Raw genomic sequence first — 26,297 nt, forward strand, 5'->3', positions numbered from 1 at the left:
GGGTGAGGGGCAATGTTTACCGGACCAGAACAGTTCAACATCCCCCCAGAAATAATGAATAGAGATAAACAATGAGTGTCACGATAAAACTCAATCCCGAACGCCGGGCCAAATACCGGCAGCAAGGTTTTTGGGGCGATGCATCGCTTGCCGATTACTGGCATCAAACGCTGCAGGCCATGCCGGAAAAGATTGCCGTGATCGACAATCGGGGAACATCCTACACCTATGCCTCCCTCGACCGCGCGGCAAGTAGCTTGGCAACATGGCTGATCTCCTGCGGTATCGAACCGGGTGACCGCATCGCATTTCAGCTTCCCGGCTGGTGTGAGTTTACCGTGATCTACCTGGCCTGCCTGAAAACGGGGGCAGTTTCCGTTCCCCTGCTCCCCTCTTGGCGAGAGGCTGAGCTGGTCTGGGTGCTGAACAAATGCCAGGCCAAGGTGCTGTTCGCGCCGACCTCGTTCAGAAACACCCGGCCAATTGACCTCATCCTGCCGCTGCGGGATCAGCTTCCCGATCTGCTAGAGGTCGTTGCCGTCGACAAGCTTTCCCCCGCAACCACAACACCTGCACTTAGCCAGTTGCTGCGGGATACTCCGCCACTGACCACGCCGATCAGCGTGCATGGCGATGAACTGGCCGCCGTACTGTTCACCTCCGGCACCGAAGGCAAACCCAAAGGCGTGATGCTGACGCACAACAATATTCTGGCCAGCGAGCGTGCCTACTGCGCACGACTCAATCTTACCTGGCTGGATACCTTCCTGATGCCCGCTCCGCTGGGGCATGCGACCGGTTTCTTGCACGGCGTGACGGCCCCCTTTCTGATTGGCGCACGCAGCGTCCTGCTCGATATCTTTAATCCGCTCGATTGCCTTGCCCTGCTGCAACAAGAGCGCTGCACTTGCGTGCTCGGAGCAACGCCTTTTGTCTATGACCTGTTATGCACCCTGCAACAGCAGCCTCACGACATCTCATCGCTACGCTTCTTCCTGTGCGGCGGCACCACCATCCCGAAAAAAATTGCCCAGGACTGCCTGCAAATGGGCATTAAACTGCTCAGCGTCTATGGCTCGACGGAAAGTTCGCCCCACGCGGTGGTCAACCTGGACGATCCCCTTTCCCGCGTGCTTAACACCGACGGTTTTGCCGCACCTGGGGTAGAAATCAAAGTGGTAGATAAAGACCGCAATCCACTCCCCTACGGCGAAGAAGGTGAAGAAGCCTCACGTGGCCCCAACGTATTTATGGGGTATCTGGATGAACCCGAGCTGAGCGCCCGTGCGCTGGATGAGGATGGCTGGTACTACAGCGGTGACCTGTGCCGCATGGACGCTGACGGCTACATTAAAATTACTGGCCGCAAGAAGGATATTATCGTGCGTGGCGGGGAAAATATCAGCAGCCGCGAAGTGGAGGATATCCTGATGCAACATCCCCGTATCCATGATGCCGCTATTGTTGCCATGCCGGATGAACGATTAGGGGAAAGATCCTGCGCCTACGTGGTGCTAAAGGCCGCTTACGGTTCGCTCACCCTGGAGGAGGTCATCGCGTTCTTCGGGCGCAAGCGGGTCGCCAAATACAAATACCCGGAACATCTGGTGGTGGTGGACAGCCTGCCGCGTAACGCCTCGGGCAAGATACAAAAATTCCTGCTACGTCAGGATATTATCCAGCGTCTTGGCGAAGAGGTCGCTCATTGCTAATCTATGCGGGCGCAGTATGCTGCGCCCCAAGGTAGGAAACCGGTTAAGGCTTTATCAATCTTACTTCTTTGTGTGATCAGCACGTATATCAAGCAAATCAGTATAGGTCACTACGACGCTCTGATTCACTTTCAGATCTTTCATGCGCGCCTGGATAGCAGGATCTTCTACAGAAACGACCTTCTTACGCCCCGCAGGCCCTTCAAAGGTGATCTCGTGCTTTTTCACATCAATATGAGTGATTTTCAAGGTCAGATTGACCTGATGCACGGCATTGACGTTAGGATTTGGATTGTTCTTGGTGGCATCGCTTTCTTCATAAAGGCTAGTGATCGCCGGTGCAGCCTTATCCAGATCGGTATCAAGTTTAACGATGCGCGAGCGCACTATCGTGGCTTGAATCGTATCCCCCGCCTTTAAATGAGTTAAATCCTTTGCCTGATCGGTCAGTTTAAAACTGACGTTATGCCCTTCTGCCCCAGCCAAAACCACCACACGGTTTTGTTGGTCGACTGAAACCACTTTCGCAGCGAACTGATCGGTTTGGACCTCTCCGGCCAGAGGGATAACGTCTGCATAGGCTGAAGTGATACTGATGGTTAGGAGGGAAAGTGCGGTGGTGGCTTTAATCAACGAGCGGATAACTTTCATTATACAACTATCCTTATTTATCAATGGTCAATCAAATGGAAATGCATCTCTCTACTAGTCACTCATCACTAGCAAAAGAAGTCATGCATTTAAACCACATGGCATTGAATCACCATGCTAATCGTACCACAGTTAGGATAGTCAAAACTTATGCCACGGGCAAAGGCACAGCAAAAATGCTGTCACGACCCGTGGCCGCAAGCCTTAAAATAATAAATAAAATTGATAGATCTCAACAGGAGAAATGAAAGGTTCTGGCAACAGGGCTCGAACCTGTGTCCAGCCGGATGGAGAGCCAACTGCTCTACCCTTGAGCTATACCAGGCATCCAAATGACATACTGTTGACTATTTTGATAGAGGTCAATTGATCAACACGTTTAGTCGTGAAATGCCCCCTGCGACCAAGTTAAACTCACCGAACCTGGCCCAGTGCCTGCTGCTTTGTTATTCCTACCGCGTTCACCTTGGAGCACAGAATTGTTTAAAAACCTGATAAATCGGCTAGTGCTGATCGCTGCCGTCGCCTTGCCTGCCGCTGCCAATGCGGCTCCTAACGTGCAGGTGGGGTTTTCGCCGGAGGGCTCGGCACGGGCGTTGGTGCTGAACATTATCGGCCACGCACATCGGTCCATCCAAATGATAGGTTATTCTTTCCAGGCACCCGATATCACCCAGGCGCTAGTAGCGGCGCACAATCGGGGAGTGGAGGTGCGCGTGGTAGTCGACAAACGCCGGAATCAGGGCAAAACCAGCCAGACCGCGATTAACTTCGCGGCCACTCACGGCATACAGATGCGCATCGATGGGCATTATCATATTCAGCACGACAAGACGATTATTGTCGATGGCAAGACGGTGGAAACCGGCTCGTTTAACTTTGCTCCCTCAGCTGAGACACTAAATAGCGAAAACGTGGTGGTACTGCGCCATATGCCCGACGTTACCAGGCAGTTCATCGCACACTGGCAAAGCCGCTGGGATTTGGGCCTCCCTTACAAGGTGAGGCTTGGAACCACGAAACGGCCACATTGATGAATTCTACTCATAGTGCCTATCCTATTATCCGTGATTATCTCCCTGCTTTTACCCGCTAACATAAGTTCATCTGCAAGCGCGACCAGTGCTTTCTTCTCGCATCGCGATCCGGCCATGGTGGAACGGCTGACCGGCCGCAAACTCGACGTTTAACGACATAAAATTGGAGAAATTCCCGAATGCAAACACGTTATCTCGGTAAATCCGGGCTGGAAGTGTCAGCGCTGGGCCTGGGCTGTATGGGGTTGAGCTTCGGCTATGGCCCGGCAACGGATACCCGTCAGGCCGTTGAACTTATCCGCGCAGCCGTTGAGCGTGGCGTGACCTTGTTCGATACCGCCGAAGTGTATGGCCCGTATCTGAATGAAGAAGTGGTCGGCGAAGCCTTAAAACCCTTGCGCGATCGGGTCGTTATCGCCACTAAATTTGGCTTTACCTTTGGTGATGATAACAAACAGCAAATTTTAAACAGCCGCCCAGAGCATATCCGCCAGGCAGTGGAAGGCTCACTGCGCAGGCTTAAAACCGACGTGATCGATCTGCTGTATCAACACCGCGTCGATCCCGATGTTCCCATTGAAGACGTTGCGGGCACCGTGAAGGATCTGATTGCTGAAGGTAAGGTCAAACACTTCGGCCTGTCAGAGGCTGGCGTGCAAACCATTCGGCGCGCTCATGCGATACAGCCGGTTACCGCCCTACAGAGTGAATACTCAATGTGGTGGCGTCAACCTGAGCAGGAAATCCTGCCGGTGCTAGAAGAGTTAGGGATTGGATTCGTGCCATTCAGCCCATTGGGCAAAGGCTTTTTGACCGGAGCTATCAAAGCCGGCACGACATTCGGTGAAGATGATTTCCGCAGCAAGGTGCCGCGTTTTGCCGCAGAGGCGCTGGAAGCGAATGAGCAGTTAGTCAGCCTGCTGACAATACTTGCCACAGAGAAAGGCGTGACGTCAGCGCAAATTGCTCTGGCCTGGCTACTGGCACAAAAACCGTGGATTGTACCCATCCCAGGGACAACCAAACTGCATCGGCTGGAAGAGAATCTGGGGGCCGCAGATCTCATTCTTTCCCAGAATGATTTGCTCAAGATTACTCAAGCGCTGGAGAAGGTGAAAATCGTGGGTGAACGTTATCCGGCCGCCTTACAGGCACGCGTGGGTCGTTAAGGTTTCTCTGGCTTGCGGTTGCCTGCAAGCCATTTAATCACCCCAGCGCAATGCATCAATCAATAGAGCAAACGCGGGAGGATGCTGCTTTCTACTTGGGTAATAGAGATAGTAACCCGGGAAAGAGGGGCACCACTTTTGCAGCACCTGCACAAGTTCTCCGGACTTGACCAAACCCTGGACCATATCCTCTGGCACGCAGGCAAGGCCAAACCCTGACAGCACCGCGTCGATTCTCTCCGACAACAGATTCAACGTCAGTTGGCCCTCAACCCTGACGCGCAGCGGTTTACCTGCTTTCTCAAACTCCCAGTGATATAAACCGCCTGCGGTAGGTAAACGCATATTAATGCACTGATGATCCTGCAGTTCATGTGGTGTCTGCGGAATGCTGTTGGTGGCGAAATACGCTGGCGCGCCAACCACCACCATACGCATATCCGGGCCGATCTTCACGGCAACCATGTCCTTATCGACGCTTTCGCCAAGGCGAACTCCGGCATCGAAACGTCCATCCACAATATCGATAAACCCGTTATCTACCACCAGCTCAACGTTGATTTCCGGGTATTGCCGTAGAAACGGCTTTAGCTTTGGCCATAGCAGGCTGCGCACCGCATGTTCGCCCGCCGAAAGCCGAATATTACCGGAAGCGGAACCATTCAGTTGAACGAGGGCTTCCAACTCCTGTTCAAGGTCTGCAATACGGGGTTCGAGACAGGCAATGATCCGTTCACCCGCCTCCGTGGGGGCAACGCTGCGAGTGGTTCTAGTTAGCAGACGCAGGTTTAAACGCTCCTCCAGCGCCTTTATAGCGTGGCTGAGCGCAGACTGTGAAACACCCAGCTTACCCGCCGCTTTGGTAAAACTTCTCTCCCTCGCCACGACGAGAAAAACCTGTAGCTCATTGAAGTTTTCTTTCAGCATGCGTATCCCTTGGTTGATGTAAACCTTGCCTGTTCGGACAGAACTTATGAAATTAGTTCATAGACACTACCATTTTAGCCCCGTTATCGACAAAGGTTGCCGATAACTCGCCAACAAAAATGTTCTCATACCGCCAGATTTTTTGGATGGTGCTATATTTTATGAACTGACCTCTCCCCACCGAGACGATATATGAAAAAACATCCTTTTAGCGTTGCCATAGGTGTTTTATCTACCGACATGTCATTTTCGGCGGGCACTGCCAGAGTAGATGAAAAATATCAATATTCATAAATCATTATCCACTACAGTCAATGATAACCCACTAATACACGCCTAACAGACAAGGTGGCGCAACCAATAGCGCACTTTCCTAATCCGTCGGGTGAGTTTACTTAGCCGAGGCCACCATGTTCCTAAACTACTTTGCGTTAGGCGTACTCATTGTTGTCTTCCTCGTCATTTTTTATGGGATCATTATTCTCCATGACATTCCTTATCTGATTGCAAAATCGCGCAATCATCCGCATGCGGACGCGATCCATGTCGCAGGTTGGGTCAGTTTGTTTACTCTGCATGTGATGTGGCCTTTTTTATGGATATGGGCCACGTTGTATCGGCCTGAGCGCGGTTGGGGCATGCAAGGCCAGCAAGATCCATTTGTCCGCTTAGAGCAAAGAATAACCGAGCTGGAACAAAGCATCAGCGAAACCAAAACACCTTCTGCGGAGTAACTCCATGGACTTGCTCATTATTCTTACCTATGTTGCGTTGGCCTATGGCATATTCAAAATATTTAAAATCCCGGTAAACAAATGGACGGTCCCCACCGCAGCATTGGGTGGTGTGGTTTTAGTAGGTGCACTGATTTTATTAATGAATTATAACCACCCCTATACCTTTCAAGCGCAAAAGGCCGTGATTTCCATTCCCATTACCCCGCAGGTGACTGGCATCGTCAGTGAGGTCACTGATAAGCAGAATACCTTTATCAAAAAAGGTGACGTGCTTTTTAAAATAGAACCGACCCGATATCAGGCACGTGTCGATAGGCTACAGGCCGATTTAATGACGGCAATCCATAGCATCCAGGTGCTTCAAGGGCAATTAGATGAAGCCGTCGCCCATACCTCTGGGGTGATTGCCGAACGCGATCGTTTATATAAAGACTACCAGCGCTATATTAAAGGAAGCCAGGCCAAGGTAAACCCGTTCTCCGAAAGCGACATTGATAACGCCAGGCAAAATTTTCTGGCACAGGATGCGCTGGTGAAAAGTTCATTGGCTGAACAGGCACAGATTAAAAGCCAACTAAACAGCGTCGTCAACGGAGAACAGTCGCAGATAGTCAGCCTACGGGCCCAGTTGACAGAAGCCAAATACAACCTCGACCAAACCGTGGTTCGCGCCCCCAGTAATGGCTATGTAACCCAGGTGCTTATCCGCCCAGGAACTTACGCGGCGGCGCTACCATTGCGCCCGGTAATGGTGTTTATCCCGCAACAAAAACGGCAAATCGTCGCGCAATTCAGACAAAATTCGCTGTTACGCCTGAAATCGGGCGATCAAGCCGAGATCGTCTTCAATGCGCTACCTGGCCAGGTATTTCAGGGGAGACTGACCAGCATACTTCCTGTCGTTCCCAGCGGGACGTACCAGGCGCAGGGAACCCTGCAATCATTAAGCATGATACCGGGTTCCGATGGCGTGCTGGCGGTGATTGAGTTAGAGCCGAATGCGGATGTTGATGCCTTGCCAGACGGGATATTTGCCCAGGTGGCGGTATATTCCGACCACTTTACCCATGTTTCCGTGATGCGTAAGGTGCTGTTACGCATGACAAGCTGGATGCACTATCTCTATCTTGATCATTGATCGTAACAAAGCGGGCGGATGAATGGACAGCAAGAGCGGACCTTGAACCAGCGCTTGTTTCTACAAAGGCAAACCACGCCCTGAGGACAGGGCGATAGGGCTTGGCTTCACAAGTCGTTACAGCGGAACCCGGCAACATAGTCGATATAGAAACGCATATTTTCTGCGTTGTTATTTTCAAGATCATAAATATTTAACATCAGCTGCATTTCATAATCAGGTGATTGATTGATGGTTCTCACTTTTCGATCATTGATAAAGAAATCAATCTTGTTTTCCGTCCATGCAATGGCGTAAGTGTTGAATAGAGTGACATCAATCTCAACAGGCTCCTCATAGAATTCGTCCCTAATGCGGGCATCGCCAAAGGGATGAACCCCATAACCAATCAGAGAGTAGCCTTTACGGATATTCTTCCCCTTAAGCTCGAAGAGGCAAATATCCGCAGACCGCTCGGGGAGATCCTCATAACCTATCATCCAGAGTGCAGCGACATTGTTTGCTGCAATAAGGCATTTGGCTCGCAGTTCGAAATAGCCATATTTTGGCAGATATTTTTTCTCAGCCACCTGTGCCTGACGCACCCGGCAGTCTGGCGAAAAGCGATGCTGGCCAAGTAGTGACCCCACCGGGCCAGAGTAAACACCGGTCTGCAGAGAAGATACTCTGACTTCCCCATTAAACTCCGGGCACCAGGGCTGTTGATCTTGCTCGATATTAAGTGAAAAGCCGTTTTCAGAAAACTCGAATCTGGGTGAGGATAACTCTCGGCTACTCCACTGCGGTAGATAGTAGGGAAGCCAATGAGACTCATCGAGATAACCGCGATCAAACCCATCATAAAATTCCAGCTGGTATCTTTCGCCGTCAATGATTTTTTGGCTTGCAATTTTCATTATTACCCACCTGAAATATAACAATGTTGCTTTAGAATTTATGTGTTGGTTAAAAATGCCGGTTAACCAATGGGCAATCAGAGACTATCAAACTTGAAACGAGTCGCTACCTGCGCTCAATCAATATTTGTGTCCTTGCTTGCAGAATTATTTAATCTTGAACCACCAGCCAAGGCGATAATGATACCGACAGCCCCATTTTTGACGCTGGTCTGGCGCATCATAGCGCTGAAAGACTATGGGCTTCGGGGGGAAGTCATTGTATCAACAAAGGCATAAACTGATTTCCTGTAGACAAATGTGTATTTTTTGGCCCTGGGAGGACCGATGCTTGATTCCTTTTACTGGATTAATGAACCCGAACAATGGCAGTGCGATAACGGCAAGTTAAGCGTTGTCACAAATGACAAAACCGACTTCTGGCAAAAAACCTGGTACGGGTTTGAGCGTTTTTCAGGGCACATCTTCGCCACCGACGTCAGTGAAGACTTCACTTTTCAGGTTAAGGTCCGCGCGGACTTCACCACACTGTATGACCAGGCCGGGCTCATGTTCATGACCGATGACCAACACTGGCTTAAAGCCGGCATTGAGTTTAACGACGGCGCACCAGCAATCGGCAGCGTGCTGACGCTGGAGAACTCAGACTGGGCAACCGGCACCTTTACGGGTGATCCGCGTGAGTTCTGGCTTCGCTTGACCCGCAAAGGCAACAGCCTGCGATTACAGTACTCAACGGAGGGTCATCACTGGCCGCTGCTACGCTTGTGTTATTTTCCGCAGGGCCCAGCGAAAATCGGTGTGATGTGCTGTACGCCTGAACGTCGCGGGTTATCGGTGGATTTCCTGAATATCACGCTAACTCCGCCGGTGGATAAAACATTACATGACCTAAGTTAATCGTTCGAGTCTGTGCGATTCAGTATGCTGGATCGCCTTCACTCTCGCCCGACAACATTAGCGTTGATGTATCAAGGATCACACTTTTAAGTGGCGGCTTATTCCCATACAAAAAACATGTGTTAACATCGTTGCGTAAAACCCTTTCAACTCATACCGAGGCTTTGATGCTGGAGAATGTAATCATCCGATAATCAGCTTCCCGACCTTTTCAGGCCGGACTGATTATAAATGCGCCGAAATCGAATGCGGACACCGCTGTGTGTTTGCACGTTTTGCACATGATGATTAACAGGTTTTTCAGCATGAATTTATCCCGTCAGGAACAACGTACCTTACACGTTCTCGCCAAAGGTGGACGTATTGCGCACGTCCGCGATACATCCGGCCGCGTCACTTCCGTTGAATGCTACAGCCGCGAAGGGCTGCTGCTCAGCGACTGCACGCTCGCCGTATTCAAAAAACTCAAAACCAAAAAGCTGATCAAGTCCGTCAATGGACAACCGTACCGCATCAATACCAGCGGGCTGAACAACGTTCGCGCCCAGTTGGACAACCGCTAAGGAGAGTGTGATGGACATCAACACAATTATTTCTGGCTCCCACCCCATAAAACTGTCGCCAGATGAAAGCAAAATCCCTTGGGACGATCCGGCGTTTAGCCAACGCATGCTGGAGAACCACTTGTCGCAGGAGCACGACTGGGCCAGCCGGAAACTACCGGTCATTGAACGGCAGGTGGCATGGATCACCAGCCAGCTCCCAGCAGGCGCACGCATTCTCGATCTCGGCTGCGGCCCCGGCTTTTACACCCACATGCTTGCAGAGCAAGGCTTTCACTGTACTGGCGTGGATTTCTCCCCAGCATCTATCGCCTATGCCCGTCAGCAAGCACAGGCGGCAGGATTGGTCATTGAATATATCCAACAGGATGTACGGGTGTACTCCCCGGAGAACCGGTTCGATTTCATCATGATGACCTTTGGTGAACTGAATGTCTTCAGCGCGGTGGACGCCTATACCTTGCTTAGCCGTTGCGCACAGTGGTTAGTCCCAGGAGGCAAGCTGCTGGCAGAAGTGCATACTTTTGATGAAGTAAAGCGTCAGGGCATGGCTGCACCGAGCTGGCAGCGCTGTCCGCAAGGACTGTTTCTCGCCAGGCCTCACTTGTTATTGACGGAACACGCCTGGGATGAAACGGCGCAGACCAGCTCAACGTTGTTCTGGGCCATCGAAGAAAATGGTGACGCCACCCGTTTTGGTAACCAAATGACGGCCTGGCACGATGAACAATATCTCCGCCTGATCGGTGATTGCGGCTTCACCGTGCTCCCCGGCCCGGATAGTACAGCATGGCCAGTCAGCGAAACGTTCGAAGGAAAACTGATTGCCCTGCTGGCAGAAAAAGCAATGACAGCAACCTCTGACACTACACAAATCAATGAAAGGAATTCTGCATTGGATATCCCACGTATTTTCACTATCAGCGAAAGTGCTCACCGCATCCATAACCCGTTCACGCCCGAGAAGTACGCCACTCTTGGCGCAGTCTTACGTATGGCTCCAGGCACGAGAGTGCTCGACCTCGGCAGCGGTTCGGGGGAGATGCTCTGCACCTGGGCGCGCGACTACAACATCACCGGTACTGGCATCGACATGAGCCCATTATTTACTCAACAGGCCAAACTGCGCGCAGAGGAACTCGGTGTCACCGATCGCGTCGATTTTATCCATAACGACGCTGCCGGTTACGTAGCCGATGAAAAATGTGACGTGGCGGCCTGCGTCGGTGCCACCTGGATTGCTGGAGGCGTCGCCGGGACTCTCGAGCTGCTGAGTAAAAGCCTCAAACCTGGCGGGCTCCTGCTAATCGGTGAGCCTTACTGGCGTCTGTTGCCGCCGACGGAAGAAATCGCCAAAGCGTGTGGCGCCAATGCCCTCTCAGACTTTCTCCCCCTGGCAGATCTTGTTACCTCTTTCGACACGCTCGGTTACGACGTCGTAGAAATGGTGTTGGCAGATCAGGAAGGTTGGGACAGGTACGTCGCGGCCATGTGGCTGACGATGCGCCGGTGGTTAGAGGCAAACCCCGATGACGACATGGAGGAGGAAGTCCGGACGCAGTTGACGACAGCGCCAAAACGCCACGTGGCGTTCACGCGTGAATACCTTGGCTGGGGGGTGTTTGCTTTGATGGCTCGATGATCAAAAGCGGCGAGTGAGCCAATAGCCAGAAACAACAAGGGCGCAGTATCTACACACTGCGCCCTTTCGCATCATTTAAACCTGAACCTAGCTGCGCACCAAATCGTCGCCGTAGCCAATCCACTTATAGGTGGTCAGCGCATCCAGCCCCATCGGGCCGCGGGCGTGCAGTTTCTGAGTGCTGACCGCGACTTCTGCTCCCAAACCAAACTGGCCGCCATCGGTAAAGCGGGTGCTGGCATTGACGTATACCGCAGAGGAATCCACCGCACGGACGAAATACTCGGCGTTGCTCAGCGAGCGCGTCAGAATGGCATCGGAATGGCTGGTGCCGTGGGTACGAATATGATCGATGGCCTGATCGATATCGTCCACCAGCGTCACGTTCAAATCCAACGATAGCCATTCGTCATCGTAATCTTCTGCGGCCACTGCAACCACCTTCGCTGGCCCTTCCTGCAGCAACGGCATGGCGTTATCGCTGGCGTGCAACGTTACCCCAACGGCGGCCATACGCGCGCTCAGCGCAGGCAGGAAGCTGTTAGCGATAGTGCGGTTAACCAGCAGGGTTTCGACCGAGTTGCAGGCGCTTGGCCGCTGTATCTTGGCGTTTTCAATGACGGTCAGCGCCTTGTCGTAGTCTACGCTGTCGTCTACATAGATATGGCACACGCCGATACCGCCGGTGATCACCGGAATGGTCGATTGCTCGCGGCACAGCTTATGCAGCCCAGCCCCGCCGCGTGGGATCAGCATGTCGACATAGCGATCCATTCGCAGCAGTTCATTCACCAACTCACGATCCGGGCTTTCGATCGCCTGCACCGCCGCCGCTGGCAGGCCGCACTGTTCCAGCGCCTGCTGGATCACTTTCACCGTCGCCTGATTGGTGTGGTGAGTTTCTTTACCGCCGCGCAAGATCACCGCATTACCGGTTTTCAAGCACAGACTGGCGACGTCGATGGTGACGTTGGGGCGCGCTTCATAGATCACGCCAATCACCCCGAGCGGCACACGGCGGCGCTCCAGCTTCAGGCCGCTGTCCAGCAGATTGCCGTCCAGCACGTGACCAACCGGATCGCTCAGGCGGCAGACCTGGCGCACATCGTTGGCGATCGCCGCCAGACGCGCTGGGGTTAACAACAGGCGATCCAACAGGGCTTCACTCATCCCGGTGGCACGCGCCTGCGCCATATCCTGCTCGTTCGCCTGTAGAATTTCTTCGCTGCGAGCCTCCAGCATGTCGGCCATTACTGCCAACACCTGGTTCTTTTTCGCCGTGCTCAGTACCGCCAACTGCCAGGAAGCCTGTTTAGCGGCTTTCCCCATCTGCTCGAGCATGTTCACTCCTTAACTTACGATCATATCGTCGCGATGCACGGCCACCGGGCCATATTCATAGCCCAGGATCTCGCTGATTTGCTGCGAGTGGTGCCCGGCGATCATGCGCATGGCATCGCTGTTATAACGGCTGACGCCATGAGCCAGATCGCGCCCCGCCAGATTGCGGATGCGGATCACCTCACCGCGTGAGAAATCACCTTTAACATCGCGAATGCCCTTCGGCAGCAGTGAACTGCCACGGGCCATCATCGCTTCTACCGCCCCATCGTCAACGGTGATCTCGCCCGCAGGCGGCGCACCGAAGATCCAACGTTTGCGGTTCTCCAATGGGGTTTCCAGCGCATGGAAGCGGGTACCCACCGGGTTGCCCTCAATCACATCAGCCACCACGCCCGGCTTGCTACCAGCAGCGATAATCACATCAATGCCCGCACGGCAGGCCACATCAGCCGCCTGGAGTTTGGTGCCCATGCCGCCAGTACCCAGACCGGAAACGCTGTCACCGGCAATGGCACGCAGCGCATCGTCAACGCCGTGCACTTCACGGATCAGCTCGGCTTCCGGGTTATTACGCGGGTCGGCGGTATACAGGCCCTGCTGATCGGTCAGCAGCAGCAGTTTATCGGCACCAGCCAAAATGGCAGCCAATGCAGACAGGTTATCGTTGTCGCCGACTTTGATTTCTGCGGTGGCAACCGCATCGTTCTCATTAATCACCGGGACAATGCGGTTATCCAGCAGCGCGGTCATGGTGTCACGCGCATTGAGGAAGCGCTCGCGGTCTTCCAGATCGGCACGCGTCAGCAGCATCTGCCCGATATGAATGCCATAGATCGAGAACAGCTGTTCCCACAGCTGGATCAGCCGGCTCTGCCCCACTGCCGCCAGCAACTGCTTGGAAGCGATGGTGGCGGGCAGCTCGGGGTAGCCCAGGTGTTCACGCCCGGCAGCAATCGCCCCGGAGGTAACAATAACGATGCGGTGGCCCGCTGCATGTTGCTGGGCGCATTGGCGCACCAGTTCGACAATATGGGCACGGTTAAGACGCAGCGAACCGCCGGTCAACACGCTGGTGCCCAATTTCACAACCAATGTCTGGCTGCCGTTCATAATAGTTCTGCCGTTGGAGTTAAAAGGAATGCAAAGGACGTTGTAACAGGAGAGACGCGTTATGCCAACAGGCACAACGCGATTTCGGCGTAAATTTGCGGGGGAATTGATTTAGGCGGAGAGTTTTATCGGCTGCTCGATGAAATCATCGGCGGGTTCCAGCTTCAGCTCCATGGTGGCCAGCAGTTCACCCAGCCGACGATGGAACACGCGCAACGTGGTTTCCAGCTTCTCTTTCACTTCAGCATCTTTAATCTTTTCTTCGTTCCAACGCCCTTCCTTGTCAAACAGACCAAAGTGGTAGCTATAGGTGAAACGGGAATTATCGGCCTGCAGTTCGATCCACCAGCCCCAGAACTCACGTTTTTCCGGCGCGGGCTTGACGTTGACGCAGACCGCCAGGCAGTCAAAGAAAAAGCGATCGTTCTCACATTGCCCTTCGCGCAGATAAGGGCCCAGGCTGGCAAAGCGTTTCATTAGTCGGCTTTTAGGGTGGCCACTCGGTAGCGTCATTTTTCAACCTCCACAATGTAGTCCCCCCTTTTTAACAAACTGTTAAAAATTAGCAACCAGTTAGCGCATTTTATCTCTTAGCCAATCACAAATTTGCAGTAAGGATTGATGGAAACTCTGATAAACCGGCGTACGCGGGATGGCGATCAGTTTACCGTTCAGTGAAGAAGACGCGATCAGCTGCGACTCTTCTTTTGGGCTGAGCGGATCGTCATCCCAGTAGGCGGCCAGCATCGGCGTTGGACAGCGGCGGCCCAGCAACCCCTGGGTTTTCAGGGAATAGCGGTTCAGCTCGGTTTTCAGCACGCTGTCAGAGGCGTTGGCCATGCCCATGCGGCTGGCCAGCACGTCCATATACATATCCGGCACGTGGTCCTGGCACTTCAACTCACACAGCAGGCTGTGCACCACCGGCCCTACGCAGGCTACGCCGCGCAAACGCTGCGACTCCAGATAGGCCAGGCGCACCGCCACGTTGGCACCAAAGCGGAAGCCGAAGGCGCTGACACGCGTATGGTCAACCCAAGGCACGGAAGGCAGTTGAGCCAACACCTGCTGATGCAGGAAGCTGGAATCTTGCGTCAGCTTCCACTTATAGGATGAACCGATGGACGGCATATCGATGGTCAGCATCGCTATACCGTGCGGCGCCAGATAATCACGGAACAAGCGGTGATAATCGGTCTGCAAAGTATCCAGGCTACCGCACATCAGCACCGTTGGGTACGGTGCCTGGCCGTTATCTGGCATATGCAGGAAGCCGGTGATGGAACTGCCCCCCTCAATGGCGAACTCCAGCTCTTTAAGCTGGTATGGTAACAGCAGTGCGGCTTCTTCATAGGCACGATTAGAGAGCACCTCTGCCTGTTCAGCCAGCTCATCCCCTTTTAAATGCGGATAACCGGCAATGCTGTATAGATTGGCGGCATTCAGCCAATATTGCCCGCCGACCAGCGGATCTTTTTGCTCCAATGCCCGCTGCTGCCACAGCATCCCCTGGCGCACCCATTCGTAGATCCAGTTGCCGTTTCGGTAACCGACCACGGTATCCAGCAGGTGATCGTCGCTATGTTCTGCGTTGGAGGCCGCAATGCGCGCCAACACTTCGCTGATCTCCAACGGATCGGTCCCGCGCCAGGTCCACAGCAGATGGTTAAGCATACGATACCAGTTGCCATCGGTGTCCCCCTCCAAGGCGGAGTGCATATCGGCACCTACCGCATGATGGGCACGGGTGACTAACGTCGAGGTTTCGACATGTTTAAATGAAGGTTTGAACAGTACTTCGGAAAGGTTGGCCTGTGCCATGGTAACAACAGCCTCCTGAGACTTACATCAAGGCTTGAATAGCCGGGATATCTAGGTGCTAGTGTACCTAACTCTGGGGGTATAAGGCGGGGAATTTACCGAATTTGACGAAACCGCTGCATAAACAACAACGCCCGGTATTGCCGGGCGTTTGAAGCAGGGGCTGATTAACGGCCGCCGATCGGTGGCACGAAGGTCACCGCCATATCCCAAGGCTGCTCGATCCAGGTGTCCTGCGGGATATCAACCACGTAATCGTCAACCAGCGGGCGGCCAGCAGGCTTGGCGAAGATGGTCACGAAATGGGCTTTCGGGTACATGTCGCGGATCGCTTTGGCGGTACCGCCGGTATCCACTAAATCGTCAACGACGATAAAGCCTTCACCATCGCCTTCGGCGCGCTTGAGCACCTTCATTTCGCGTTGGTTGTCATGGTCATAGCTGGAGATGCAGACGGTATCCACATAACGGATGCTCAACTCACGTGCCAGCAGTGAAGCAGGCACCAGGCCGCCACGGCTTACGGCAATAATGCCTTTCCATTGATCGGCAGGCAGCAGACGGTGAGCCAGTTTGCGCGCTTGCATTTGCAACATATCCCAGGTAACAACGTATTTTTCGCTCATAGAATGGTGTCCCAGCCAGCAATGATGTGGCTTACTCAGTAGTTCAGGGGGAAAAAAGGTTGCGCGAGATTATAGAGACTGCGCGCCACGAATACCAGTTGAACCGAGGAGTTGATGCGTTTTTCCTGTGAATATCTTTGCGGCGAGCCGCGTGGCTTATCTGCGCAACCGCCCGTAAAACGGGGAGCCCAAGCCGATAAACAGCATTATACGGGGCGCGCACAGCCGCAAATAAAATGATATTCTCAGGCTCACGTGCCTGAAGCACAGATAGCCACTCACCCTAACCGCACAGCATTCACTCCCTGCTGAAAATGCTGTCACAGGAGACTTATAGTGTCTGAATTGTCTCAACTTTCGCCACAGCCGCTGTGGGATATTTTTGCCAAAATCTGCTCAATCCCGCACCCTTCTTACCATGAAGAAGCGCTGGCGCAGCACATCCTAGACTGGGCCAAAGAAAAGAACCTGCATGCCGAGCGCGACCAGGTTGGCAATATTCTGCTGCGCAAGCCTGCCACCAAAGGTATGGAAAACCGCAAGCCGGTAGCGCTGCAAGCACACCTGGATATGGTGCCGCAAAAGAACAACGATACGGTTCACGATTTCGCCAAAGACCCGATCCAGCCTTATATCGACGGCGAATGGATCAAGGCACGCGGTACTACGCTGGGTGCCGATAACGGTATCGGTATGGCCTCTGCGCTGGCGGTGCTGGCCGATGACAGCGTAGAGCATGGCCCACTGGAAGTCCTGTTGACCATGACGGAAGAAGCCGGTATGGACGGTGCCTTTGGCCTGCAGCCAAACTGGTTACAAGCTGACATCCTGATCAACACCGACTCCGAAGAGGAAGGCGAAATCTACATGGGCTGCGCCGGGGGGATCGATTTCATCACCACCCTGCCACTGCAACGTGAAGCACTGCCAGCCGGTTACCAAACGCTGAAGCTGACCCTGAAAGGGTTGAAAGGCGGCCACTCCGGTGCCGATATCCATCACGGCCTGGGCAACGCCAACAAGCTGCTGGCCCGTTTCCTGTTTGCCCACACACCAGAGCTGAACCTGCGCCTGCTGGAGCTGAACGGCGGTACGCTGCGTAATGCCATCCCACGTGAAGCCTCTGCCGTAGTAGCCGTTCCGGCCGCCAAAGCCGATGCGCTGAAAGCCCTGAGCCAGCAGTTCCTGGCAACGCTGCAAAACGAACTGTCTGCCAAAGAGAAGAACATTACCGTTCTGCTCGAACCAGCCACCACCGCTTTGCAGGCGCTAACCGCAGACAGCCAGAACCGCTTTGTGGCACTGCTCAACGGTACCCCTAACGGCGTGATCCGCATGAGTGACGAAGTGAAAGGCGTGGTAGAAACTTCGCTGAACGTCGGCGTGGTGACCACCAGCGAGCATGAAGCCGAGATCATTTGCCTGATCCGCTCCCTGCTCGACAGCGGTAAAGACTATGTGGTGGATATGCTGACCGCAGTAGGCCAACTGGCCAACGCCAAAGTAGCACCGAAAGGCGGCTATCCAGGCTGGCAGCCAGATGCCAAATCTCCTGTGATGCAGTTGGTGCGTGAAACCTACCAAAAGCTGTTCAACAAGACGCCAAACATCATGGTGATCCACGCCGGGTTGGAGTGTGGCTTGTTCAAGAAACCTTACCCACAGATGGATATGGTGTCGATTGGGCCGACCATCACCGGGCCTCACTCGCCGGATGAGCAGGTGCATATCGCCAGCGTTGGCCAATACTGGACGCTGCTGACCGCTCTGCTGAAAGCGATCCCTGAGCGCGGATAAGTTATTGGGCCCGGTTAAAAGCTGGGCCCATTTTTCCTTATGACAGTTGTTCTTCTCGCTTCAGATTGCCGTTGATTTCATTCATCTGCGACTGTATCAGCGCCGCACTGACAGGTGGTAACAGGAAAGCAAACAGGATAATCAGCCAGGTTTTATACCTTGCGGTTTGCCCATGGCTTTCAATGATGGCGCGTAGATTGTCGTTAAGTGTGGAAAATATCACCGGCGTGACAAAGGCAGTAACAAAAGCTGACCATCCAGCCCCTCTGGGCGTTAGCAGAGCCGCGGATTGGGTGTAATTTCTGATCTCCCCGTGGATTTTTACCAACCAGTAAATATTGTAAAACGGCACCAAGAACAGCAGGAAAGTCACGGCAGGATCGCGGTATTTGACCGGCTGTGGTATTGCTTGCCGCACAGGCGGTTCGCAATTAAATAAACTGGCCTTAATCGGCAGCAGGAACAGAGTCCCGATAATGACGGGGACCAATAGCAGGGTAAAGAAGTACTCAGGGCTGGAAAATAACCGCTCCATATCAAAAAGCCATCCGGCTATCGCCATCATGGATGAGCCAAACACCATTTTTAACGTCACCATCAGGCCAAATGACAGCACAAATGCCTCTACGCTGCCAACTGCCCCCGCGATAAAGGCCGGAACGATCAGCATGATAGCGCCTAGCCCCATCCCTATCAGGACCTCTCCCGTTATCATCAAAAAGTGATTGCTGGTATGAAAGCAGAACAAAAACAGGCCAAATAAATACAACCCGCTAAAGAGATACAGTAAATAATAGCTTTTCATCCGGCTGGCCATCCAGGCCAACAAGGCTCCAAACAGCATGCCAACCTGTTGTAATCCAACTGCGACCCCAATCATCGAGATCGGTAAATCTGCAGTTTGCCGGATATAGAGTGCCGAATAGGCATTAAAGAGATATTGGCTAGTCACAATCGCGGTGAAATAAACTACCAGGCCCCAAAATCGATAGCTGCTTTGTAAATCGGCCCATGTCCATCTTTTGGCCGGTTTTTGCTGAATCACGTCCATTTTTAACTCTTCCCGTTGAATGTCTTAATCCCAAAGAACTGCCAACGATTGTACCTACGGCTGTGCACTAAACACACCCGATTTTAATATCACCACGTCAGTACCAACTGCCGTTCCAACTGAGGATCTAGCAGCGTTACGTGTAGGCCAACCAGGCGCACACCACGCCCTTCCCTCCGCTCCTGCCATGCCTGACGGGCAACGTTGAGCAAATCCTCAATATTGAGCACTGGCCAAACGTGCTCCTGGGTGGTTTGCTGGAAATCCTGGAACTTCAATTTTACCCCTTGGCGAGCGATATGCAGATCCGGTTTGACCTTGCGCAGCCGCATTTCCAGCTCTGGGTAGAGCTTTTCAACGATCAACGCCTCACAATCTTCCCACTCATGAATATCGGCTACCAACGTTCGCTCGACCCCTACCGACTTGCGTAAACGATCGGGAGACACCTCACGCTCATCGATACCCTGACAGCGTTCCCACAGCACCCGGCCAAATTTGCCGAAGCGCTTTAACAAATCGGCCAGATTATAGTTCTGCACATCGGCGCAGGTGATTAACCCAACCTCTTCCAACCGTTTGGCGGTGACCTTGCCCACGCCGGGGATTTTACTCAGCGGCAGCTGCTGCAAGAAAGCGGGCACCTGGGCCGGTGTGATGACGTATTGGCCGTTTGGCTTGTTCAACTCGGAGGCTATCTTGGCGAGGAATTTGATCGGGGCAATGCCCGCCGAGGCGGTCAGGTTCAATTCAGCGGCAATTTCCTGGCGGATCTGTTGGGCGATCAGGGTGGCGGAGCCGTTGCATTGGGTGCTGTTGGTCACGTCCAGATAGGCTTCATCCAGGGAGAGCGGTTCTATCAGCGGGGTATAGCGGGCAAAGATTTCACGGATATGCAGTGAGGCTTCTTTATAGGCCGCCATGCGGCCCGGTAACAGCGTCAAGTGCGGGCAGAGCTTGAGCGCCGTGGCGGTCGGCATGGCGCTATGCACGCCATAACGGCGCGCCGGGTAGTTGGCGGTGCTGATCACGCCACGCCGATCGGCGCTGGCACCGATAGCCAGCGGGATGTCGCGCAGGCTGGGGTTGTCGCGCATTTCTACCGCTGCGAAGAAGCAGTCCATATCGACATGAATGATTTTACGCATCGCGCCTCCAATAACACTGTATAAGTATACAGCCAATTATTAAAAGCTCAATATGGAGAGTGTAGACTAGTGGCGCCCCTCACCCTAACCCTCTCCCACAGGGAGAGGGGACCGAACGTGCCACAAATTAGCTCCAGCACCTGACCGCAACTCCGGACTAGCCCCCTCCCCCCAAACAAGTGTTCATGAGGTACTCGGTATGTACATTGGGAGAGGGTTGGGGTGAGGGGCTGTGCAGCGCCCCTACATGGAAAACCTGTGTGGCTAGAGGATCCGGTGTTTTTCCAGCATTTCGCGGCGCAGCGCTTCCTTGGCGATGCGCTTTTTGCGCGCGTCGCAAGGCTCCGGGCAATCGCAGACCTTCTCCATCCCCAGCGCGGTAATGCCACCACAGCTGCCCTGCAAGGTTTTGCGCTTGAACACATAGCCCAGCGACATCCCCCCCACCACCAGCAGAAACAGCACAAAGGATGCAGCAAACATCGTCAACATAGCGTCTACCCTTTCTTCAGATAGGGTTTGAACGCGTCGGAATAACGTTCTTCAAACCCCTTGGCGGTTTTCACGATCATAAACACCGGGATCCCCAGCAGGTTGGCCAGCGCCATACCCCGCTCCGGCCCCATCACGTTTAACCCGGTAGAAAGCCCGTCCGCCGTCATACACAGCGGGCTGATCACCGTGATCGACACTAAATTGTGGCGGATCGGTTTACCGGTGAGCGGGTCGATAGTATGAGAATAGCGCACTCCGTCCTGCTCGAAGTAGTTTCGGTAATCCCCGGAGGTGGCCATCGCCATCTCACCCGGCTCGATCACCAGTTGCGCCTGCTGCTCCCCCCCGGCGGTTGGCCGTTCGATGGCAATGCGCCAGGGTTTCTTCTCGCCGTTATGGCCACGGGTGCGGACTTCCCCGCCAATATCAACCATGTAGTTTGCGACGTGCTGTGATTGCAGATACTGAGCAATCGCATCAACGCCGTAGCCTTTCGCAATGGAAGAGAGGTCGACATACAGTTCAGGAATGCGTTTCACCAGCGCATTGCCTTCTACCGCCAGCTTGTCGATCCCCGTCCAGTTGCGGCGCTGTTCCAACTCGGTGGCACTCGGCACTTTTTCCGACCGCCCTTCCGGGCCAAAACCCCACAGGTTCACCAGCGGCCCGACGGTCACGTCCAGCGCGCCGTCGGTCACACGGTTGATGCGCAGCGCTTCCAGCACGACTTCCGTGGTGGCAGCAGAAACCGGGAAAGGCTTGTCCACTTCCCGGCTGGCGTTAAAACGGCTCAGCTCGGAATCGGGTTGGTAGGTCGACATCTGATCGTTGACCTGCACCAGCCGTTTGTCGATCTCCGCTTGCAGCGTTGCCAGCGAAGGTGTTCCGTCCCCAGGGAGATAGCTGATCGAATACGACGTCCCCATGGTTTTACCCTTGAGGTTTTCCTGTTTCGGCTCACAACCGGTCAGTAACACTGCGGTGGCCAGCGCCACCACCATCATCCAAGCCTTCATTCCTTCGCCGCCCGCTGCTCGCATTTAACCGCCAAAGTCATCGAGCATGATGTTTTCATCTTCCACGCCCAAATCCTTCAGCATCTTGATCACCGCCGCATTCATCATCGGCGGCCCACACATATAGAATTCACAATCTTCCGGTGCTGGATGGTTACGCAAATAATTTTCCAGCAGGACATTATGAATAAAGCCGGTGTAGCCCGTCCAGTTGTCTTCTGGCTGCGGATCGGAGAGCGCCACATGCCAGGTGAAGTTTTCATTCTCTTCCTGCAGGTGGTTGAAGTCGTCCTCGTAGAACATCTCACGCAAGGAACGTGCACCGTACCAGAAGGTGATTTTGCGCTTCGACTTCAGGCGTTTCAACTGATCGAAGATGTGGGAACGCATCGGCGCCATCCCGGCCCCACCGCCGATAAAGATCATCTCGGCGTCGGTGTCTTTGGCAAAGAACTCGCCAAATGGCCCAGAGATGGTCACCTTATCCCCCGCCTTAAGCGACCAGATATAGGAAGACATAATGCCCGGCGGTACGTCCGGGTTGCTCGGCGGCGGCGTAGCAATACGCACGTTGAGCATGATGATGCCTTTCTCATCGGGATAGTTGGCCATGGAATAGGCGCGCACCGTCGGCTCTTTGACGACCGAACGGTAGCGGAACAGATTGAATTTATCCCAGTCGCCACGGTATTCCTGCGGCACGTCGAAATCGGCATAGCTCACTTCATGCTCGGGCGCTTCGATCTGGATAAAGCCCCCGGCGCGGAAAGGCACATCTTCCCCGTCCGGAATGCGCAGCTTCAGTTCTTTGATAAAGGTGGCTTTGTTATCGTTGGAGATCACCTCGCAGTCCCATTTCTTCACGCCGAAGATCTCTTCCGGCAGCTCGATTTTCAGGTTCTGCTTCACGTTAACCTGGCACGCCAGGCGGCAGCCCTCTTTGGCTTCACGCTTGCTGATATGGGAAAGCTCGGTTGGCAGAATATCGCCGCCGCCCTCTTTGATCACCACCCGGCATTGGCCACAGGAGCCGCCGCCGCCACAGGCTGAGGAGACAAAGATCCCCTGGCTGGACAGCATATTCAGCAGCTTGTCCCCTGCGGGGGCGGTAAAACTTTTGTCTTGATCGCCGTTAACCTCAACGGCAATGTCACCGGTGTTCACCAACTTGGATTTGGCAAACAGGATCAGTAACGCCAGCACCATCACGATGCAGGTAAACATCACCACGCCTAAAATAATTTCCATAAATGCTTCCTGCCTTTACAACTGGACGCCGGAGAACGACATAAAGCCCAATGCCATCAATCCGGTGGTAATAAAGGTAATGCCCAGGCCACGCAACCCGGCTGGCACATCGGCATACTTCAGTTTTTCACGGATCCCCGCCATGGCAACAATCGCCAACATCCAGCCGGTGCCGGAGCCGAAGCCATACACCACGGATTCCATAAAGTTGTAATCACGCTGCACCATGAACGACACGCCGCCGAAAATGGCACAGTTCACCGTGATCAACGGCAGGAAGATCCCAAGGGCGTTGTAGAGCGCCGGGAAGAAGCGATCGAGGATCATCTCCAGGATCTGCACCAGCGCCGCAATCACGCCGATAAAGGTGATGAAGTTGAGGAAGCTCAGATCGACGCCTTCCACCAGCGCCCCGTCACGCAGGATCAGGTTATAGACCAGGTTGTTGACCGGTACCGAGATCCCCAGCACCAGCGTCACGGCAATCCCCAAGCCAAACGAGGTCGAGACCTTCTTCGACACCGCCAGGAAGGTACACATCCCCAGGAAGAACGCCAGCGCCATGTTCTCAACGAACACCGCACGCACAAACAGGCTGATATAGTGAGCCATCGGCGGTTACTCCTTTTCTATCTGCGCTGGCTTGAAGGCACGTAGCCCCCAAATCAGCAGGCCGATGATAAAGAACGCACTCGGCGCCAGCAGGAACAGGCCGTTGGGCTGATACCAGCCACCGTTCTGCACCGTTTCCAGCACCGTGATACCAAACAGCTTGCCCGAGCCGACCAGCTCGCGCAGGAAGCCCACCAGGATCAGGATCACGCCATAGCCCAGGCCGTTGCCGATACCGTCCATAAAGCTCTCAATCGGCGGCGACTTCATGGCATACGCCTCGGCGCGGCCCATCACGATACAGTTGGTGATGATCAGCCCGACGAACACCGAAAGCTGTTTGGAGATTTCAAACGCATAGGCACGCAGCAACTGATCGACCACGATCACCAGCGAGGCGATGATCGTCATCTGCACGATGATGCGCACGCTGTTGGGGATATGGTGGCGGATCAGCGAAATAAAGAAGCTGGAAAACGCGGTGACCAGGGTGACCGCAATCGTCATCACCACCGCCGTTTCCAGCTTGGTGGTCACCGCCAGCGCCGAACAGACGCCAAGCACCTGCAGCGCGATCGGGTTATTGTCAAACAACGGCCCCAACAGGACCCGTTTAACCTCTTTGGAATCAGCCATTTTTCAGCGCTCCTTCACGGACTTTCTGCAGGAATGGGCCAAAGCCGTACTCGCCCAACCAGAAATTAAACGTATGCTGTACGCCGTTTGCGGTCAGCGTCGCGCCGGACAGGCCATCCACACCGTGGATATCACCTTGCCGCGCTCCGCCCTTCACAATGCGGATAGCCGGGTTGCCGTTGTCATCAAACAGCTGCTTGCCGATCCACTGCGCGCGCCAGTTGGCGTTCTGGATCTCGCCGCCCAGGCCCGGGGTTTCGCCGTGCTGGTAGAAACTCAACCCGCGTACCGTATTGCCATCGGCATCCAGCGCAACAAAGGCGTACATCATCGACCATAGACCAGTGCCATAGACCGGCAGCACAATCTTGTCCACCGCGCCGCTTTCGTCGCGCACCAGGTAGATTTCCGCCTGATTGCTACGGCGGCGGATACCGGCCAGATCCTGCTCGGCGGTCAACGCCCGGCTCTTGGCATCGCTGCGTAGCGCGGCGGCCAGATCGAAGGCGGCCGCATCGCCAGGCACAAACTCGCCGCTGTCCAGATCCAGCAAACGCGGTTCGATGCGCTTGCTAAAGGTGGCTTTCACCTGTTCGCCAGTCATTCCCGGTTGCAGTAAACCGGCTACGTCCAGGATGTTGCGCTGCTTGTCCAGCAACCGCTGTTCTTGCTGCCTGGATTGCAGCCCAACGGCAGAACCCGCGACCACCACAGAACACACCAGACACAGCAGCAGCACTACCAGCAGCGTTTTGCCAATGCTGTCATTTTTAGATTCATTCGCCACGTGCTTTTCTCCGCTTGATGTTAGCCTGCACCACCAGGTAATCGAACAGCGGTGCGAACAGGTTGGCGAACAGGATCGCCAGCATCATGCCTTCCGGATAGGCCGGGTTGACCACCCGGATCAGCACGCACATCACGCCGATCAGGATGCCGTACCACCACTTCCCTTTGTTGGTAAACGAGGCGGAAACCGGGTCGGTAGCCATAAACACCATACCGAAGGCAAAGCCGCCCAGCACCAGATGCCAGTACCAAGGCATGGCAAACATCGGATTGGTGGTAGAGCCGATGGCATTGAACAGATATGCCGTGGCGATCATGCCGATCATCACACCGGCAACGATGCGCCAGGAAGCGACACGGCCAAACAGGATAATCGCCCCGCCTAGCAGGATCATCAGGGTTGAGACTTCCCCGATCGAACCAGGGATGTTACCGATAAATGCATCCATCCAACTGATGGATTGGCCGGTGGTGACGTTGGTCAGGCTGTGAACTCCGCCGACGCTCCATTGCGCCAACGGAGTCGCACCGGAAAAGCCGTCTGCCGCCGTCCACACCAGATCGCCAGAAATCTGCGCCGGATAGGCAAAGAACAGGAAGGCACGCCCCGCCAACGCCGGGTTGAGGAAGTTACGCCCGGTACCGCCGAAGATCTCCTTGGCGACCACGACACCAAAGCTGATGCCCAGCGCGGCCTGCCATAACGGCAGGGTTGGCGGCACAATCAGGGCGAACAGAATGGAGGTGACGAAGAAGCCTTCGTTGATCTCATGTTTGCGTACCATCGCAAACACCACTTCCCAGAAGCCCCCCACCAGGAATACCACGGCGTAGATCGGCACGAAGTAGGTCGCACCGAGCACCATCTTGCTGATCCAGCCAGCATCGGCGCCGAGCGTTGCCCCCAGCATCTGAGCCAGCCAGTAATGCCAGTCCCCCGCCAGCACCTGTTGCAGCTGATCGCCGCTGTACAGATGGTGCAATGCAGGAATGGTCTGCTGCCCAACGTTATACATGCCCCAGAACATGGCCGGGAACACCGCCAACCACACCAGGATCATCATGCGTTTCAGATCGATGGCATCACGAACGTGCGAAGCCCCGCGCGTTACTGTGCCTGGGGTATAGAACACCGTCGCCGTCGCTTCAAACAGCGGGTACCACTTTTCCAGCTTGCCACCCGGCGTGAAGTGATGCTCAATCTTGTCAAAAAAATTCTTCAGGCCCATCGG

26 protein-coding genes, 1 tRNA gene and 1 pseudogene are annotated in these 26,297 nt (G+C 54.3%); 10 read left to right on the forward strand and 18 right to left on the reverse strand.

The window, feature by feature from the left end; all coding sequences use genetic code 11:
• Positions 1-71: 71 nt before the first annotated feature.
• Positions 72-1,712, forward strand: a complete 1,641-nt coding sequence (gene fadK / locus IMQ33_RS19330) for a medium-chain fatty-acid--CoA ligase (protein WP_196062465.1) — start codon at positions 72-74, stop codon at positions 1,710-1,712.
• 60 nt (positions 1,713-1,772) lie between these two features.
• Here fadK and IMQ33_RS19335 read toward each other — a convergent pair whose 3' ends face one another.
• Positions 1,773-2,363, reverse strand: coding sequence for a hypothetical protein (locus IMQ33_RS19335; RefSeq protein ID WP_196062466.1), 591 nt, complete (start codon positions 2,361-2,363; stop codon positions 1,773-1,775).
• A gap of 252 nt (positions 2,364-2,615) precedes the next feature.
• A tRNA-OTHER gene (locus IMQ33_RS19340) sits at positions 2,616-2,688 on the reverse strand.
• A gap of 166 nt (positions 2,689-2,854) precedes the next feature.
• On the opposite strand from IMQ33_RS19340, the gene IMQ33_RS19345 reads away from it, so the two are divergent.
• The 3 genes and pseudogenes from IMQ33_RS19345 (at position 2,855) to IMQ33_RS19350 (ending at position 4,569) form a co-directional block, all read left to right on the forward strand.
• Positions 2,855-3,397, forward strand: a complete 543-nt coding sequence (locus IMQ33_RS19345; protein WP_222436596.1) for a phospholipase D family protein — start codon at positions 2,855-2,857, stop codon at positions 3,395-3,397.
• Positions 3,398-3,475: 78 nt separating this feature from the next.
• Positions 3,476-3,553: pseudogene (locus IMQ33_RS26245) on the forward strand (aldo/keto reductase); the annotation flags it as partial.
• Positions 3,554-3,579: 26 nt separating this feature from the next.
• Complete coding sequence (locus IMQ33_RS19350) at positions 3,580-4,569, forward strand: aldo/keto reductase (RefSeq protein ID WP_186581054.1); 990 nt, start codon at positions 3,580-3,582, stop codon at positions 4,567-4,569.
• Between the two features lie 33 nt (positions 4,570-4,602).
• Here IMQ33_RS19350 and IMQ33_RS19355 read toward each other — a convergent pair whose 3' ends face one another.
• Positions 4,603-5,496, reverse strand: coding sequence for a LysR family transcriptional regulator (locus tag IMQ33_RS19355; protein WP_196062467.1), 894 nt, complete (start codon positions 5,494-5,496; stop codon positions 4,603-4,605).
• A gap of 410 nt (positions 5,497-5,906) precedes the next feature.
• On the opposite strand from IMQ33_RS19355, the gene IMQ33_RS19360 reads away from it, so the two are divergent.
• Complete coding sequence (locus IMQ33_RS19360; protein WP_024528965.1) at positions 5,907-6,230, forward strand: DUF3302 domain-containing protein; 324 nt, start codon at positions 5,907-5,909, stop codon at positions 6,228-6,230.
• Positions 6,231-6,234: 4 nt separating this feature from the next.
• On the forward strand, positions 6,235-7,371 hold the full coding sequence (locus tag IMQ33_RS19365) for an HlyD family secretion protein (protein ID WP_024528966.1): 1,137 nt from the start codon (positions 6,235-6,237) through the stop codon (positions 7,369-7,371).
• Positions 7,372-7,478: 107 nt separating this feature from the next.
• Here the strand turns inward: IMQ33_RS19365 and IMQ33_RS19370 are convergent, their stop codons facing one another.
• On the reverse strand, positions 7,479-8,267 hold the full coding sequence (locus tag IMQ33_RS19370; RefSeq protein WP_196062468.1) for a glycoside hydrolase family 16 protein: 789 nt from the start codon (positions 8,265-8,267) through the stop codon (positions 7,479-7,481).
• A 327-nt stretch (positions 8,268-8,594) separates the two neighbouring features.
• Here IMQ33_RS19370 and IMQ33_RS19375 point away from each other — a divergent pair, with 327 nt between their 5' ends.
• The 3 genes from IMQ33_RS19375 (at position 8,595) to IMQ33_RS19385 (ending at position 11,372) form a co-directional block, all read left to right on the forward strand.
• Complete coding sequence (locus IMQ33_RS19375; protein ID WP_065683850.1) at positions 8,595-9,167, forward strand: DUF1349 domain-containing protein; 573 nt, start codon at positions 8,595-8,597, stop codon at positions 9,165-9,167.
• 305 nt (positions 9,168-9,472) lie between these two features.
• Complete coding sequence (locus IMQ33_RS19380; protein ID WP_024483657.1) at positions 9,473-9,730, forward strand: YjhX family toxin; 258 nt, start codon at positions 9,473-9,475, stop codon at positions 9,728-9,730.
• Between the two features lie 10 nt (positions 9,731-9,740).
• Positions 9,741-11,372 (forward strand): class I SAM-dependent methyltransferase, encoded by a 1,632-nt coding sequence (locus IMQ33_RS19385; protein ID WP_196062469.1) that lies wholly within the window; start codon positions 9,741-9,743, stop codon positions 11,370-11,372.
• An 87-nt stretch (positions 11,373-11,459) separates the two neighbouring features.
• Here IMQ33_RS19385 and proA read toward each other — a convergent pair whose 3' ends face one another.
• The 5 genes from proA to gpt form a co-directional block, all read right to left on the reverse strand.
• Complete coding sequence (gene proA, locus IMQ33_RS19390; RefSeq protein WP_037434933.1) at positions 11,460-12,713, reverse strand: glutamate-5-semialdehyde dehydrogenase; 1,254 nt, start codon at positions 12,711-12,713, stop codon at positions 11,460-11,462.
• Between the two features lie 9 nt (positions 12,714-12,722).
• The gene (proB, locus tag IMQ33_RS19395; RefSeq protein ID WP_024483654.1) at positions 12,723-13,826 is read right to left on the reverse strand and encodes a glutamate 5-kinase; all 1,104 of its coding nucleotides are present in this window, start codon (positions 13,824-13,826) and stop codon (positions 12,723-12,725) included.
• A gap of 111 nt (positions 13,827-13,937) precedes the next feature.
• Entirely contained in the window at positions 13,938-14,339 is a 402-nt protein-coding gene (gene crl, locus IMQ33_RS19400; protein ID WP_024528972.1) for a sigma factor-binding protein Crl, read from the reverse strand.
• A gap of 60 nt (positions 14,340-14,399) precedes the next feature.
• Positions 14,400-15,647, reverse strand: coding sequence for an esterase FrsA (gene frsA, locus IMQ33_RS19405; protein WP_024528973.1), 1,248 nt, complete (start codon positions 15,645-15,647; stop codon positions 14,400-14,402).
• Positions 15,648-15,814: 167 nt separating this feature from the next.
• The gene (gene gpt / locus IMQ33_RS19410) at positions 15,815-16,273 is read right to left on the reverse strand and encodes a xanthine phosphoribosyltransferase (RefSeq protein WP_021805588.1); all 459 of its coding nucleotides are present in this window, start codon (positions 16,271-16,273) and stop codon (positions 15,815-15,817) included.
• Between the two features lie 336 nt (positions 16,274-16,609).
• Between gpt and pepD the strand changes: the two genes are divergently transcribed.
• Positions 16,610-18,070, forward strand: coding sequence for a beta-Ala-His dipeptidase (gene pepD / locus IMQ33_RS19415; protein ID WP_098928534.1), 1,461 nt, complete (start codon positions 16,610-16,612; stop codon positions 18,068-18,070).
• Between the two features lie 37 nt (positions 18,071-18,107).
• On the opposite strand, the gene IMQ33_RS19420 is transcribed toward pepD, so the two are convergent.
• The 9 genes from IMQ33_RS19420 to IMQ33_RS19460 all read right to left on the reverse strand — a co-directional run bounded on the left by IMQ33_RS19420 (position 18,108) and on the right by IMQ33_RS19460 (position 26,294).
• Positions 18,108-19,121, reverse strand: a complete 1,014-nt coding sequence (locus IMQ33_RS19420; protein WP_196062470.1) for a hypothetical protein — start codon at positions 19,119-19,121, stop codon at positions 18,108-18,110.
• Between the two features lie 89 nt (positions 19,122-19,210).
• Complete coding sequence (gene dinB / locus IMQ33_RS19425) at positions 19,211-20,269, reverse strand: DNA polymerase IV (protein WP_021805591.1); 1,059 nt, start codon at positions 20,267-20,269, stop codon at positions 19,211-19,213.
• Positions 20,270-20,533: 264 nt separating this feature from the next.
• Positions 20,534-20,761, reverse strand: coding sequence for a (Na+)-NQR maturation NqrM (gene nqrM, locus IMQ33_RS19430; RefSeq protein ID WP_065683846.1), 228 nt, complete (start codon positions 20,759-20,761; stop codon positions 20,534-20,536).
• A gap of 5 nt (positions 20,762-20,766) precedes the next feature.
• Positions 20,767-21,780, reverse strand: coding sequence for an FAD:protein FMN transferase (locus IMQ33_RS19435; protein ID WP_230326781.1), 1,014 nt, complete (start codon positions 21,778-21,780; stop codon positions 20,767-20,769).
• A gap of 24 nt (positions 21,781-21,804) precedes the next feature.
• Positions 21,805-23,028 (reverse strand): NADH:ubiquinone reductase (Na(+)-transporting) subunit F, encoded by a 1,224-nt coding sequence (gene nqrF, locus IMQ33_RS19440; RefSeq protein WP_024483648.1) that lies wholly within the window; start codon positions 23,026-23,028, stop codon positions 21,805-21,807.
• A 15-nt stretch (positions 23,029-23,043) separates the two neighbouring features.
• Positions 23,044-23,640 (reverse strand): NADH:ubiquinone reductase (Na(+)-transporting) subunit E, encoded by a 597-nt coding sequence (nqrE, locus tag IMQ33_RS19445; protein WP_021181925.1) that lies wholly within the window; start codon positions 23,638-23,640, stop codon positions 23,044-23,046.
• A gap of 6 nt (positions 23,641-23,646) precedes the next feature.
• The gene (locus IMQ33_RS19450) at positions 23,647-24,276 is read right to left on the reverse strand and encodes an NADH:ubiquinone reductase (Na(+)-transporting) subunit D (protein ID WP_065683844.1); all 630 of its coding nucleotides are present in this window, start codon (positions 24,274-24,276) and stop codon (positions 23,647-23,649) included.
• A complete protein-coding gene (locus IMQ33_RS19455) occupies positions 24,269-25,063 on the reverse strand; it encodes a Na(+)-translocating NADH-quinone reductase subunit C (RefSeq protein WP_098928542.1) in 795 nt (264 codons plus the stop codon). The genes IMQ33_RS19450 and IMQ33_RS19455 overlap by 8 nt, the downstream gene beginning before the upstream one ends.
• On the reverse strand, positions 25,053-26,294 hold the full coding sequence (locus IMQ33_RS19460; RefSeq protein ID WP_065683842.1) for an NADH:ubiquinone reductase (Na(+)-transporting) subunit B: 1,242 nt from the start codon (positions 26,292-26,294) through the stop codon (positions 25,053-25,055). The genes IMQ33_RS19455 and IMQ33_RS19460 overlap by 11 nt, the downstream gene beginning before the upstream one ends.
• Positions 26,295-26,297 lie beyond the last annotated feature (3 nt).

It is taken from the genome of Serratia sp. Res13-Sevr-LER1-36-b, assembly GCF_015673035.1.
Lineage (GTDB): Bacteria > Pseudomonadota > Gammaproteobacteria > Enterobacterales > Enterobacteriaceae > Chania > Chania fonticola_C.